Source organism: Micromonospora reichwaldensis (assembly GCF_031845925.1).
Classification (GTDB): domain Bacteria; phylum Actinomycetota; class Actinomycetes; order Mycobacteriales; family Micromonosporaceae; genus Micromonospora; species Micromonospora reichwaldensis.
In genome coordinates, this window is sequence record NZ_JAVRFL010000008.1 from 1 (window position 1) to 13844 (window position 13844).

The following is a 13844-nucleotide window of genomic DNA, read 5'->3' on the forward strand; positions in this document are numbered from 1 at the left end:
CGAACGCGCCGACCAGCAAGCCAACCGCCGCCGACGAGGCAGCCGAGGCGGCCGGCCACCAGCGTTCGACAAGCAGCTCTACAAGCGGCGCAACGTCGTCGAACGCTGCTTCAACCGGCTCAAGCAGGGCCGCAGCGTCGCGACTCGTTACGACAAGACCGCCACGTCCTACCGGGCCACGGTCACCATCGCCGCGCTACTCCAATGGTTATGAACCTTTGAAGACACGGCCTAGGGTGCTGCCGCGTCGCGAGCCGCGGACGGCGCCCTGGCCGGGACGGCTCCGCCATGTCCGGATGTGCGGCCGGGCCGTCCTTGTGGCCCTCCACAGAGGATGACCAGACTGCTCGTGTGGAGGTCGCCCGGATCCGCGAGGTGGTCGTGGTGGTGCACGACGGCGTCGTGCTGCTCGACGTGGCGGGGCCCGTCCAGGTATTGCACGGCAGCGGCGGCTACCGGGTCCGGCTGGCCTCGGTGGACGGCCGCCCGGTACGCACGGACGTGGGCGTGCCCCTCGACGTCGAGTTGGCCCTGCACCAGGTGCGGCACCGGTTCGACACGCTGCTGGTGCCCGGCCTCTCCCTCGCCACGGCGCAGCCTCCGCCGGCGCTCGTCGCCGAACTCCCCCGCGTCAGCGGGCTCGCCCGCCGTACGGCGGCCATCTGCACCGGCGCGTTCCTGCTCGCGGCGGCGCGCCTGCTCGACGGCCGCCGGGCCACCACGCACTGGGCGGCCTGCGCCGACCTCGCGTCGCGGTTTCCCGCGGTCCGCGTCCGGCCCGACGCCCTCTACGTGCGGGACGGGCCGCTGTTCACCTCGGCCGGCGTGACCGCGGGCATCGACCTGACGTTGACGCTGGTCGAGGACGACCACGGGCCGGAGCGCGCCCGCACCACCGCCAAGTACCTCGTGGTCTTCCTGCACCGCCCCGGCGGTCAGTCCCAGTTCACCGTCCGTGGCAACACCACGGCCGCCCCCGGCAGCGCGCTGCGCGGGGTCCTGGACGCCGTCGCCGCCGACCCGGCCGCCCCGCACACGCTCGCCACGATGGCGGCGCACGCGTCGGTCAGCGAACGGCACCTCACCCGCCTGTTCCGCCGGACGGTCGGGACGACCCCCATCCGGTACGTCGAGCAGGTCCGGGTCGAGGCCGCGAAGACCCTGCTCGAAGCCACCCACGACGGGGTGGCGCGCATCGCCCGCGCCTGCGGCTTCGGCTCGGACGACAGCATGCGCCGCGCGTTCCTGCGCGGCACCGGCATCACCCCGGCCGAGTACCGCCAACGCTTCCGGTCCACGCACCCGACACCCGAAAGATGAGGTACCCGTGACGCCCTCCTTCTCGCGGCGAACCGCCCTCGGCACCGGCCTGGCCGCCGGCGCCGGCATGCTCGCCGGGCTGGCGCCCGCCGCCCCGGCCGCCGCCCACGCCGCGCCGGACGCCGACCTGTCCTTCCCGTCGACCCGGCTGGCCCGTGAGGCGGCCCGCCTGATCGACGAGGCGCAGGAGGCCTACCTGCGCAACCACAGCCTGCGTAGTTTCCTGTTCGCCCGCGAGGCCGCCGCGCAGGCCGGTCGGCGGCCCGGCCGCGACTACGACGAGGAGGTCGTGTTCCTGATCTGCGCCCTGCACGACATGGGCCTGACCGCACGCGCCAACTCCGACCAGCGGTTCGAGATGGACGGCGCCGACTTCGCCGCCCGGTTCCTCGAGGAGCGGGGTGTCACCGACCGTCGGGTCGACACCGTGTGGGACGCGATCGCCATGCACACCACGCGCAGCTTCCGCGACTCACCCGTCTTCCAGCGTCGCCGGCCGCCGGAGATCGGCATCGCCCAGACGGGAATCAGCATCGACCTCATGGGCATCAACAGCCCGGTGCCACCCGGGTACGCCGACCGCGTCCACCGACGTCATCCCCGCCTCGGCGGCGCCCGGGCCGTCACCGACGCGATCGTGGCGCAGGCACTCGCCAATCCCCGCAAGGCCCCGGCCGCCACCCTTCCCGGCGAGATCCTGCACCAGCGCCATCCCGAACTGCCCTACCTGACCTGGGACATGCTCCTGAACTCCAACGCCTGGGGCGACTGACCCGGCCCCGCACCAGGGCCATCCTCGGCGACATGACCTCCGCCGTGCCGATCCCGGCAGCGGAGGCGGCGGGCCGGTTACCCTCCCCCTCGTGACCCACGAGAACGAGATCACCGAGCCGGTCGACCTGTGCCTCGCGGGTGGGCGGCTCAATCCCGCCGCCGTGGGCTGGAGCCGGGGCCCGCTGCACCGGGCGAACCTGCGCGGCTGGGGCCGCAACAAGCGCTGGGAGTACTGGGGGGTCGTCACGCCGACCCACATCGTCGGCCTGGTCGCCTCGTCGCTGGACTACGCGGGGGTGCACAGCCTCTACGCGCTCGACCGCGCGACGAAGGCCGAGATCGACAGGAACGCGGTGGTCCCCTTCGCCCAGGACGCCCTCTTCCCGCCGGTCAGCGGGGCGGGCGCCGTGCGGGCGCGCGGCGGCGGGCTCTCGATCGACATCGACCAGGCGCCGTCGGGCACCACCATCCGCGCCACCGCTCCCGGTCTGGAGGTCGACCTCGTGGTGCCGCTGCCGGCGGGTCACGAGTCGCTCGGCGTGGTGGTGCCCTGGAGCACCCGCCGGTTCCAGTACACCGTCAAGGACCTCGGCCGCCCGGTGCGCGGCACCCTGCGGGTCGACGGGGTGGCCCATCCGATCGCCGAGGCGGACTCCTTCGCCGTGCTCGACCACGGTCGCGGCAAATGGCCGTACGCGATCCGCTGGAACTGGGCCGCCGGCAGCGGCCCGGGTCGGGCGATCCAGCTCGGCGGTCGGTGGACCGACGGCACCGGCTCGACCGAGAACGGCCTCTTCCTCGACGGGCGGCTGCACAAGATCGGCGACGAGCTGCGCTGGGAGTACGACCGCACCGACTGGTTGCGGCCGTGGCGGATCAGCGGTGCGCGGGTGGGCGTGGAGTTCCACCCCTTTCACGAGAGGATCGCCAGGACGAACCTCGGTGTGCTCGCCAACGAGACGCACCAGTGCTTCGGGCACTTCACGGGCTGGGCGGCGGCCGACGACGGCGAGCGCGTCGACCTGGACGGACTGGTCGGCTGGGCCGAGGAGGCACGCAACCGCTGGTAGCGGTGCCGGGGCCGGACGTGGGCGCCGGGCGGGACCGGGGGCGGCACCTGGCCCTATGGTGGGCGGTATGGCAAGCCCTGGCCCCTCCGCCGACGGCTCGGCGGCCCGGAATCCGCTCACCCTGCTCACGCTGGACGCACTCCGGCAGCGCACCAGCATGAAGTGGCGCATGTTCCCGCCCGACGTGCTCCCGCTCTGGGTCGCGGAGATGGACGTCCCCCTCGCTGCCCCCGTGGCCGACGCGCTCCGCCGCGCGGTCGACCTCGGCGACACCGGCTACCCGCACGGGACGGCGTACGCGGAGGCGATCGGCGACTTCGCCGCACGGCGTTGGGGCTGGCGGGACTTCCGCGTCGCGCACACCTCGGTCGTGCCCGACGTGATGATGGGCGCCGTCGAGGTGCTCCGGCTCGTCACCGATCCCGGCGACGCGGTCGTGGTCTGCTCCCCCGTCTATCCGCCCTTCTACGCCTTCGTCACCCACGCCGACCGGCGGGTGGTCGAGGCCCCGCTCGGGCCCGACCGGCGCATGGATCCCGCCGCCCTCGACGAGGCCTTCCGCCGCGCGCGGGCCCACGGCCGCCGGCCGGCGTTCCTGCTGTGCAATCCGCACAACCCGACCGGGGTCGTCCACCGGCGCGACGAGCTCGAGGCCGTCGCGGCGCTGGCCGACCGGCACGGCGTGCGGGTGGTCTCCGACGAGATCCACGCTCCCCTGGTGCTGCCGGGGGCGCAGTTCACCCCGTACCTCACGGTGGCCGGCGCCGAGAACGCGTTCGCCCTGGTCTCCGCCTCGAAGGCGTGGAACCTGGCCGGTCTCAAGGCGGCGCTCGCGGTCGCCGGACCGCAGGCCGCAGCCGACCTCCGCCGCATGCCGGAAGAGGTCAGCCACGGGCCGAGCCACCTCGGTGTCGTGGCGCACACCGTCGCGTTCCGCGAGGGCGGGCCGTGGCTCGACCTCCTCCTCGACGGTCTCGACGCCAACCGCGCGCTGCTCGCGACGCTGCTGGCGAAGCACCTCCCGTCCGTGCCGTACCACCGGCCCGAGGGCACCTACCTCGCCTGGCTGGACTGCACGGGGCTGGGCGTCGACACGGAGCAGCCGGCCGACGACGCCGGCGTGGTCAGCGACGTCGCCGGGCCGGCGAAGATGTTCCTCGACCACGCGCGGGTCGCCCTCAGCTCCGGGCACGTCTTCGGCACCGGCGGGGCGGGCTTCGTACGGCTCAACTTCGCCACCTCACCGGCGATCCTCACCGAGGCCGTCACCCGCATGGGCGACGCGGTCTGAGGACGCCCGCCGCCGGCGCGGGCCTGGGCGACATCACGTCCGGCGCGGCGTTCGCGGTGTTCGCGCACGGGTCGTGGGCTGGCCCGACGACCCGAGGCGTTCAGTCACCGTCAGCGCCGCCGTTGCGCTCGGCGTCGGTCGGCTGGTCGAACAGCCGCTGGTAGCGCTGTACCGCGAGCAGGACCGCCAACTGACCGAGCGCGCTGACGGCGGCGGCGAACTGGTCGAGGTAGAACACCAGCAGGTTCACCACGCTCAGTGAGGTGACCAGGCCGGCCCGGGCGAGCTCCACGGCGCGGCGCGCCACCCCGCGGAGCAGCAGCCCGGCGGCCACGACGAGCGCGGTGCCCACGCAGGCGTCCAGCAGCGCCCGGACGAGCAGGAGCAGCACCCCGCGGCGGTCCTGGATGTCGACGCGGGCGAACTCGTTGGCGGTGGCGAGCACACCCTCGGTGGTGCCGTCGCGCAGGTCGACAGCGACGGCGACGATCGTGATGAGGTCGCTGAGCGTGGCGAAGCCGAGCAGCCCCAGCGCCAGGACCAGCACGACGCGCAGCCGACCCCGGGTCAACGACCGCGCCACCCACGCCCGCACGGCGACCGCGATGCGGGCGATCCGTCCCGATCGGTGCTCGTACGGCGGCAGTACACCGGGCCCCGTCAGCTCCAGCAGCGCCGCGGCCAGCGGCTGCAACCGGTCGTCGTCCGGACTCGCGGCGGCGGCGCCGAGTCGTCGCCGCAACTGCGCCCGGTCCCGTTCGCCGAGTCTCCCGTCGACGGCCTCGCCGAGCAGTTCCAGCGCGGCGTGCAGTTGCGCCCGGGTGCCCTCCACCCGCGTGCTGCGGGCGCGCACGTAGAGCCACACGCCGATGAGGAAGGCCGCGTAGGCGATGGGCGCGGCGGCCGGGAAGAAGTAGTCGTAGTCGGCGGTGATGAACTTGCCGACCTCGTCGATGAAGAGGCCGGTGCCGATCCCGGCCAGCAGCGCCGCCCCGAGCAGCGCGGCCCGGTTGACGACGAGCAACGGGACGAGCGCGGCGACGAACAACGACAGGCCACCCCACAGGGCGTGCGAGATGTGCAACGTGCCGCCGCCGACCTGCGGATAGCCGGTCAGCGCCAGGAATGCGCGGGTGCCGAGGACCGCGCCGCCGAAACCGATCAGCATCAGCAGCATGTAGTGCTCCGCGTCCAGTCGCGCCACCAGGCGGCGAGAGGAGCGACGGTGGGACGGGAAGCTCATGTGGACAGCAAACACCTGACGGCAGGGTGCCGGTGGCGCCTCCGCCAAACGCGGGCACGGCCTCGATCCGTCGACCGGCAGGCGGTGCCGAGCGTCAACCGCCGGTGCCGGCGGTCAGGTCGAAGTCGGCGACGACCGGCACCCGCCCCACCCACACGAGGTTGCCGTCGGTCAACCTGTCGCCGGCCGGATACCAGCGGCCGGGCCCGTAGGAGCAGTCGCACCGCAGCTTGACCAGTTGCCCGGGGAGCATCGGAAGTCCGTACGACGTGCCGACGTCCACCGCGCCGACGACGTCCCCGGTGAGAGCGTCGAAGGCGACGACCGTGCTGTAGGCCGCCAACTCGTCGGTGCGGATCGACCCGCCCACGGAGATCGGAGACCGGAGGGCGTGGTGAAGCGTGGCGGTGCCGCCGGGGCGCACCCGGACCGTTCGGGCCAGCAGGACGTTGCCGACACCACCGGACCACTGGGTCGCGATCCCCGTGCCGGAGAACCGCAGGGCCCAGTCGTACGGCCCGAGCCCGGTGATGCTGTAGCGGCCGGTGTCGTCGGTGATCGGCGTGTCGGGGCTGTACTTCGGGTGCGGCACGAACGGCACCACCGCGACGTGGACACCCGGAACCGGACGCCCGCTCGCCGCGTCGGTGATCACGCCCGAGATCCGGCCGGGCGGGTCGAGCCGGACCGGTGGGGCGGCGGTCGTGGCACCGGCGCCGACAGTGACCACCCACGCCCGGTGGCGCTCCCCGGTGCCGCCCTGCCCGCCGACCCATTGGCGCCCGTACCGTGCTGCCTCGTAGGGCTGGGCGAAGAGCCGGTAGCGTCCCGGCTCCACCCCGGTCACCTCGATCCCGCCCCGGTCGTCGGTGCAGCCACCGACACTGCCGAGCTGGCTCTCGCCGATGGACACCCGGGCGAGTCGTTCGCGGTCCAGCGGTACGAGGCGCACGCAGGCACGGGCCGGCGCACCGGTGCCGGCGTCCTGGACCGACGTCGTCACGCTGCCGGTGGCCGCCGCGGCGCTGGCGGGAGCGGGAGCGACGGGCAGCAGGAGGAGCGCGGCGGCCACGCCGACGGCCGCCCGGATGCGTCGCCTGAGCTGAGGATCGGTCATCGAGGGCTCCGGTGGGCTGCGGTGACGGCCGGCACCCGCCACCGTAACGGCCACGCGTGGGCCGGGCTGTCGGGTCGCTGACCGCCACGCTGTCAACCCGCGGGACGACACTGACTATGATCGATCGGCCGACGGCTCCGAGTCGCGCGGTCCACGAGGATTTGCCCGGCTCGACCGGGACCTGCCGATCGTCCGGTGCGGGGAGCGACCCGGCCGGCCAGCACCGTCACCCCGCGCCATCGGACCGCCGCGGCCGTGGAGGCGGGCACCCGTGATCACAGAAGGAGTTCCATGAACCAGCATGACGGATCCGGTTGCTGCGGGGGCGGCGACGAGGGCGCACCCGGCATCAGCCGCCGTGGCGTGCTGCGCGCCGCGGCGTGGGGCGCGGGCGCCATGACCGTGGGCGGGGTGCTGATTCCCGGAACCGCGCACGCCGCACCCACGATCTACAACCCGTTCACCGCGTACCCGGTCACCGACACCTGGGAGGGCCACCTCCGCCGGGGCTCGCTCGGCGGCATCGACTACGGCATGGGCGTGGGCACGGCACTGCCCGCCTGCGGCGCCGGCACCATCCAGAACATCCCCTACAACGGTACGGGTGGGCACACCGTCACGATCCACCACGGCGACGGCTACCGCAGCCAGTACATGCACCTGTCGCAGTTCTCGCTCGCCGACGGCGCCAGCGTCGGCGCCGGCACGGTGGTGGGCCGCTCCGGCGGTGCCGCCGGCGCACCCGGCTCGGGCAGTTCGACCGGCCCGCACCTGCACTGGCACATGATCGACCCGTCGGGCACGAGGATCAGCCCGCTGGTCTACATCGCGCAGAATCCCGGCCAGCAGTCGCGTCAGGTGTTCGAGGCGCCCAGCTTCAACGGCTGGCAGGCCCTACCGATCTCCGGCAGCGCGGGCGCGGTCACCGGCTCGGCGGTGGCCACGATCGGGGTGAGCACCACGAAGATCGTCTACACCCTCAACGGCGGCCGGATCTTCGAAGCGGCCAGCAACGCCGGCTGGCGCAACCTGTGGACCGGCGTCTCCGGCGCACAGGGCACCGCCCTGGCCGCGTTGAGCTGGAAGGGGGTGAAGCTCGTCTACAGCGTGGTCGGTGGTGCGGTGCACGAGGCGAGCAGCGGCAACGGCTGGCGCAACATCAGCACCGGCATCACCGGCGTGAGTTCATCCTCGATCGCGGCGATCGAGATCGACGGGATCAAGTACGTCTACAGCATCGTCGGCGGCTTGGTGCACGAGGCGAGCAGCGCGAACGGCTGGCGCAACATCAGCACCGGCATTCCGGGCTCGGCGGTGGCGGCGATCGCGGCGGGCACCACGAAGATCGTCTACACCCTCAACGGCGGCCGGATCTTCGAGGCGGCCAGCAACGCCGGCTGGCGCAACCTGTGGACCGGCGTCTCCGGCGCGCAGGGCACGGCCCTGGCCGCGCTGCACTACAACGGGACGAAGCTGGTCTACAGCGTCACCGGCGGCTACGTGCACGAGACGGCCAGCAACACCGGCTGGCGCAATCTGAACAGCGGGGTCCGCGGCTCCACGGCGGCCGTGCTGGCGGTGGGGAACAACAAGTACATCTACGCCGCCTGAGCCACCGGCGGGGGCCTCCCGGACGGGAGGTCCCCCGCCGACCGCTGTGATCCAATGCAACCATGGTTCGACAGCGGGTCCTAGCCGTCCTTCTGTTCTTGATCGCGCTTGGGGCGCTGGCCGCCTCGCACACGTTCCCGTTCCTTGACGACCTCCCCGAGCTGGCCGAGTCGGCGATCGCGTTCCTGGGCGCGGCGTGCCTCCTGACCGGGGTGTGGCTGTGGTTGCGGAAGCCACCGAACCGGTCGTCGCATTCGGCCGGCGACGGCGGCAGACACTGACGGACCCGGGCGGGCAGGGATCACCAGGGCCGGCCACGCGACGAGAAGCCGCCCGAAGGCAGTGATCTTGCCATTTCGATGCTCCTACGGTGGTCGAGGGCAAGGGCAGGGAGGGCGGATCCGCAGGGCTGCCTCGCCTACGCAGCCACCCGGAACGCCCGGTCCCGCTTCGGAAGTCCTTCGGCGCAGCGGCGAGCGGGGGTAGCGTCGCCGGTGTGAGGGTGTTGCTGCGGCACGGCCCTGGCGACGGGCAGGTGGTCGACGGCCGAGGCGAGACAGTGGTGTGGGGTGCCTGCCTGTACGAGCGGACCGGCGACCGCGAGGAGCGCCACGGTCACACCCTGATCGTGTTCCGGCACCGGCCGGACTGCTGCGAGCCGTACGGGCGGGGCGGCGAGGACCGCTGCGAATGAGGCCTTCGACGATCCGGTGTTCGCGCCGGTGTTCCTCGTGCTGCCACGTGGCGGCCCGGACACGACGGTGTCCTGGAGTCGGGTACGGGCGACGGCCGCGAGGCGCGCGGGGCGGTTGACGGCGGTTCCGCCGGCCTCAGCGGCGGGCGCCGCCGGGCCGACCCCGGCCGGCTCCGGAGGCCCGGTGGCCGATGCGCGGAGCCCGCACCACCGCGGCGTTGCCCGCCCCCGGGCGGAAGTCCCGCGCCGCGGCGGCGACCATCTCGTCGGAATCGCCGCCGAGCGCCTGCCGGATGTGCGGCGGCACCACCTCCGACGTCGCCAACGCCATCCGCACCTGCACCGAGCGGTCGTCGACCAAGCGTCGCAGGTCCGCGTCGTCCAGCTCGACCGCGAGCACGAGCGCGACGCGGACGTCCACCACGGGATCCTGGGCGAGTGCGCTGCGCTGGGCGGCGGTGGTCCGCGGATTGCGGGCGAGCCCCTTGCGTACGCGCGCGGTGCGGTCGGCCATCAGGGCCGTGATCACCTCGGGGTCGTGGGTGTGGGTGGCGAGCCGTTCCCGCACCTCGGGCGACACGTCGTCGACCAGCCGCGCGGCCAGCTCGGGCTCCAGTTCGCGCGTCTCCGCCAGGAGGCCGCGAAGCTCCTTGTCGGGAGCCTCCGCCATCACCCGGCGAACCGACTCGTTGCAGGCCGGGTTACCGGCGACCGCCCAGCGGACCCACCGGTCGGCGTCCTTGACGAGTACGAGGAGGTTGCCGATCGAGGTCGAGGGGTTCCTCGCCACGGCCTCCCGGACGTCGCGATCACGGTCCCGGGTCAGCGGGCGCAGTGCCTGCGCGGGCGCGTCGGTACGGGTCGCGACGGCCTTACGGACCACGGCCGACGGGTCGGACGCCAGGTCGATGAGGGTCATCTGTGGCGTGGTGGGGTCCTGCGCGACGGCGAGCCGCGCGTCGACGCTGCCACCCGCCGCGCCGGCGGCACCCGACCCACTGTGACGGTCGGGTCCGCCGACGTCCTGCTGTTTCCCCATGGGCGCCATCATGTCACGGGCCGTCATCGGCACCTCGAGCCCCGCCCATGGCTTTCACGGTGCTTGCGGCGCCGCCTCTACGGATGCCATGGGCAGGTCGACACCGACGCGCTGGCGCGGCCGGCCCGGCCCACGCCGGTCAGTTCTTGGCCTTCGCGTGGTCGAAGAGGTCGGCGACGTCCTCGTCGAAGTACGGGCCGTACATGTTGCCGGAGAACTTGTACGAGGCCACCGAGTTCACGTACCCGAAGCCCTGCGAGTTGTTCCAGGCCCGCAGGAACGGCCCGCCGCTGGTGCCCTCGTTCAGCGGGCAGTCCAGGAGCTTGACCCGCTGCGTTCCCGCGGCCTGCGTCGTGCTCTGGCAGTAGTGCTGCCACCTGCCGTCGAAGGGCGCGGCGCCGGGATAGCCGAGCAGGGTGGCGGCGACGCTGCGGGGGTAGTTGAAGCTGATGCCCTCCCCGCCGGTGACATCCACCAGACGTTTGCCGTTGCGCGGCCACACGGTGACGAACCCGTAGTCCCACCACAGGATGTCGTGGTTGACCCAGCCCTTGGTGGAGGTCATGCTCCGGGCGCTCCACAGCCCCCAGGCGGACGGGCCGTCGGCGTAGTTCGGGGCGAAGACCCAGTTGGTGTACCAGTTGTCGGAGCCGTCGCCGGGGTGCAGGCAGTGCCCGGCGGTGGAGACCAGGTTCGCCTTGGTTGTGTTGATCGCGCTGGCGGAGCAGAAGTGGTCCTCGTTGTGGACGTCGGTGAAGAAGACCCGCCCGACCCCCGGTGAGGGATTGACGGACTGGGTTCCCGCCCCGGCGGAGGCGTTGCGGGCCGAGACCGACGCACCGGGGACCGCCGTGCCGGTGCCGCGCGGACCGATCGGCTCCGCGCCCGAGCGCGGTTCGCCGATCCGACCCGGCCGGTCCGCGGCCTCCCCGGCCAACTCCTCCCCGCCCACCAACGGTTCCAGCGGCGTCGCGGCCCGCATCCGCTCCGGCGTCCAGTACGCGTCGGCCAGGGCCTGCGCGGTCGCCGCGTCCCGGATCGGCCGGCCGTGGAACGTCGCCTCCGCCCCGGCGGGGATCCCGTTCGGCGTGGTCGCGCTCGCCTGTGCCGGCGTGCCGGCCAGCGTGAGCCCGCAGAGCATGGCGGTGGCCGCCGAGATGATGCCGTAACGCCTTCGCACCCGTGCCTCCTTAGGAGCCGGCCCGGGTGGTCATCCGCCACGGGTCCGGCACCGGTGACGCTAGGGCGCTGACCCGCCGCCGGGCAGCGGTCTGTCAGCATCGATCCACAGACATGTATCTGCTTGCGGCCGGTCGACTCGGGATGGCATGGGCTCGCCCGGAAGGGTCACCGTCACGCGCAGGGCTTCCCCCCGCAGACGTCGATCACCTTGCCGGTGAGCAGGAACACCGCCTTCTGTCGCTGGGCCGCGGCCTGGGCGCGCGGGAACTCGTGCGAGTCCTCGCCGTACTCCGGCCCGGCCGGGGCGAGGTTCGTCGGCGGTGGCGCGTACGCCGCGCCGCTGTTCCAGACCACCATCGCCGAGCCGGTGTACGGGTACCTGCGGATCGGCGCGATGCCCCAGTACGGCCGCACGTCCGGTGACCAGCCGTCGGCCAGCGCGGGGGTGTGCAGGCGGGCGCCGATGGTGCGCGCCTGGACCTCCGCCGCGGCGGGGGAAACCTGCTGGTCGCCGAAGGCCACGTGCATCAGCACCCGGTGCGCCGGGGTGCCCGGCAGCGGGCGGTCGGTCATGTGCTGGGCGTACCCGTTGGCCTCGGAGCGGTCCCACAACATCTGCAGCAGCGCGAGGATCAGCTGCTGGTCGACCTTGTCCGGGTAGTAGCCGTCCATGATCGTCTGGAACGGGGTGAAGGCCACGCTGCGTTGCAGCAGCGTGGAGTAGTTCATCGCCGGCACGCCGAGCACCGACCGGGTCCAGTCCTGGGCGATGGCGGTGAGCGCGCCACCGTTGATGCCGCCCTGGCTGTTGCCGTCGTAGTGCAGCCCGCCGGCCACGTCAATCAGCGGCCGTGCGGTGGCGTCCCGGAACGCCGGGTGGGCGGCGAACCCGCCCGGGTGGATCATCGCCCGGCCCAGGAAGAGGAAGTTGAGGTAGCTCTGCTGCAACCGGTCGGCCACCGCGGGGAAGCCGCTGAGGTCGGTGAAGGCGCCGGCCACGTAGGGGACGTCGGCGGCGGCCATGCCGATCCAACTGGTCGCGCAGAAGGTGAAGTCGTACGTGTGCGACATCGTCTTGACGTTGCCGGCGTTGATCTCGGTCGGCTTGCCGAGCAGGCCGTGGCCGTAGAGCGAGAGGTGTGCCGGCTTCGCGGCGGAGGCACTGCGCGGGATGTTGCAGACGAAGTCGGCCGCCACCGTCGCGCCGGACGGTGTGGGCAGGGCGTTCGGCGTCGGTGGCGTTCCGCCGCCGCCGGCCGGCCCGTAGTGCAGCCGGGAGCCGGGCCCGCCGTCGCCGGTCAGATACGACGGTACGCCGATGGTGCCGGTCACCTGCCGGGCGATCAGCGGCTCCTGCTCCGGCGGGTAGTCGGTCACCTGGGTCACGGTGAACGACGGTGCGGCCCGGCGGAGGGCGGCGAACGCGCCGTCGCGGATCGCCAGCATCCGGCCGGTCAGACCGTGCCGGCTGGCCACGGTGAAGTCCCAGGCCAGGTGGAGGCTGTGCCGCTTGACGCCGGCCCTGGTCAGGTCGGCGAGGATCCGCTTCATCTGCGGGACGCGACGGTCCCGATGGTCGAGGCCGGCGCCGGTCACGTACGCCGTGAACGCCTTCGGCGCCGGGATCAGCGCCCCGTTGCCGTCGCGCATGCCGCGCAGGCCGACGACGTACCGGGTGCCCTCGGTCAGCGCCACCGCCGGTCGGATGATCAGCACCTGCCGCTCCGGCTGGCCGGCCGCGTGCGCGTCCAGCTCGGCCCAGTACGGCGTGCGCCTACCGGTGCGGGCGTCGAGCAGCACGATCGGCGCGTCCGGCGCCAACGAGCGGCCGATGTCGGTGACCGGCGCGATCCCGGTCGCCGCCGCGTCGAGGCCGGGCACCCGCACCAGGATCGGCGAGCCGGGACTGAACCCGTCCTGCCGGTTCCATTCCGTCGGGTCGATCGGGGTGCCCTGCACGTTGGCGGGCATCGCGGAGGCCGGGAACCGCACCCGCTTGCCGGTCGGGCTGCTGCGGTCCGGCACGGTGAAGTAGTCGTTCGGGAACGGCAGCAGGCAGGCCGTCGGGTCGATCGGGTCGCAGCCCTGGTGCCCGGCCGGTGCGGGAAGCGCGGGCGGCGCCGCGGCGGCAGCCGCGCCGAGCAGGACCGCGCCTGCGGTCACCAGCACGGACACGGCGAGACGGAGCCGTCTGGGTGTGGTCACGCGCATCTCCTTCGGCACCGGACCGTGGTCCGAGGCAGGGGCCGACGATGGTGGGTGGAGCGTGGTGTACTTCCTACGCTCGTGAATGGATCTCGGCAAGAGGGCGCTGCTCGCGTGACACCCGGTCCCCCGCACCGCGTCCTTCCCCGACGGCCGCGCCCCGTCAGCCCTGACGCGGAGCCTGGACACCGTCGCCCGCCGCCTCGGCAACGGCACCGACTCGCAGCCGGAGGGCCGTCGGCAGCGCGCTCATGCCGCGCTCGCCATGCTGGTGGCCCGTCGACGAGGAATTGCCGAC

Annotated in this window: 12 protein-coding genes and 1 pseudogene; 8 read left to right on the forward strand and 5 right to left on the reverse strand. The window is 73.2% G+C overall.

Features of this window, described 5'->3' with window-relative positions; translation table 11 throughout:
* From RM555_RS08560 to RM555_RS08580, 5 genes and pseudogenes are all read left to right on the forward strand, one after another.
* A pseudogene (locus tag RM555_RS08560) lies at positions 1 to 214 on the forward strand (IS5/IS1182 family transposase); the annotation flags it as partial.
* Positions 215 to 351: 137 nt separating this feature from the next.
* On the forward strand, positions 352 to 1320 hold the full coding sequence (locus RM555_RS08565; RefSeq protein WP_311411223.1) for a GlxA family transcriptional regulator: 969 nt from the start codon (positions 352 to 354) through the stop codon (positions 1318 to 1320).
* A gap of 7 nt (positions 1321 to 1327) precedes the next feature.
* Positions 1328 to 2092, forward strand: coding sequence for an HD domain-containing protein (locus RM555_RS08570; protein ID WP_311411224.1), 765 nt, complete (start codon positions 1328 to 1330; stop codon positions 2090 to 2092).
* Between the two features lie 91 nt (positions 2093 to 2183).
* A complete protein-coding gene (locus RM555_RS08575) occupies positions 2184 to 3164 on the forward strand; it encodes a DUF2804 domain-containing protein (protein WP_311411225.1) in 981 nt (326 codons plus the stop codon).
* Positions 3165 to 3231: 67 nt separating this feature from the next.
* Entirely contained in the window at positions 3232 to 4455 is a 1224-nt protein-coding gene (locus tag RM555_RS08580; protein WP_311411226.1) for a MalY/PatB family protein, read from the forward strand.
* A gap of 100 nt (positions 4456 to 4555) precedes the next feature.
* Here RM555_RS08580 and RM555_RS08585 read toward each other — a convergent pair whose 3' ends face one another.
* Together RM555_RS08585 and RM555_RS08590 are read right to left on the reverse strand one after the other, a co-directional pair.
* Entirely contained in the window at positions 4556 to 5698 is a 1143-nt protein-coding gene (locus RM555_RS08585; protein WP_311411227.1) for a hypothetical protein, read from the reverse strand.
* 94 nt (positions 5699 to 5792) lie between these two features.
* Positions 5793 to 6815 carry a carboxypeptidase-like regulatory domain-containing protein gene (locus RM555_RS08590; protein WP_311411228.1) on the reverse strand — a complete coding sequence of 341 codons (1023 nt, stop codon included), beginning with the start codon at positions 6813 to 6815 and terminating at the stop codon, positions 5793 to 5795.
* A gap of 291 nt (positions 6816 to 7106) precedes the next feature.
* Between RM555_RS08590 and RM555_RS08595 the strand changes: the two genes are divergently transcribed.
* The 3 genes from RM555_RS08595 to RM555_RS08605 all read left to right on the forward strand — a co-directional run bounded on the left by RM555_RS08595 (position 7107) and on the right by RM555_RS08605 (position 9120).
* The gene (locus RM555_RS08595) at positions 7107 to 8426 is read left to right on the forward strand and encodes a M23 family metallopeptidase (RefSeq protein WP_311411229.1); all 1320 of its coding nucleotides are present in this window, start codon (positions 7107 to 7109) and stop codon (positions 8424 to 8426) included.
* A 62-nt stretch (positions 8427 to 8488) separates the two neighbouring features.
* On the forward strand, positions 8489 to 8707 hold the full coding sequence (locus RM555_RS08600; RefSeq protein ID WP_132234107.1) for a hypothetical protein: 219 nt from the start codon (positions 8489 to 8491) through the stop codon (positions 8705 to 8707).
* A 215-nt stretch (positions 8708 to 8922) separates the two neighbouring features.
* Positions 8923 to 9120, forward strand: coding sequence for a hypothetical protein (locus RM555_RS08605; protein ID WP_311411230.1), 198 nt, complete (start codon positions 8923 to 8925; stop codon positions 9118 to 9120).
* A gap of 136 nt (positions 9121 to 9256) precedes the next feature.
* On the opposite strand, the gene RM555_RS08610 is transcribed toward RM555_RS08605, so the two are convergent.
* The 3 genes from RM555_RS08610 to RM555_RS08620 all read right to left on the reverse strand — a co-directional run bounded on the left by RM555_RS08610 (position 9257) and on the right by RM555_RS08620 (position 13546).
* Positions 9257 to 10159, reverse strand: a complete 903-nt coding sequence (locus tag RM555_RS08610; protein ID WP_311411231.1) for a hypothetical protein — start codon at positions 10157 to 10159, stop codon at positions 9257 to 9259.
* Between the two features lie 139 nt (positions 10160 to 10298).
* Positions 10299 to 11339 carry a trypsin-like serine peptidase gene (locus tag RM555_RS08615; protein WP_311411232.1) on the reverse strand — a complete coding sequence of 347 codons (1041 nt, stop codon included), beginning with the start codon at positions 11337 to 11339 and terminating at the stop codon, positions 10299 to 10301.
* Between the two features lie 173 nt (positions 11340 to 11512).
* Positions 11513 to 13546, reverse strand: coding sequence for a hypothetical protein (locus RM555_RS08620; protein WP_311411233.1), 2034 nt, complete (start codon positions 13544 to 13546; stop codon positions 11513 to 11515).
* Between the last annotated feature and the right edge of the window lie 298 nt (positions 13547 to 13844).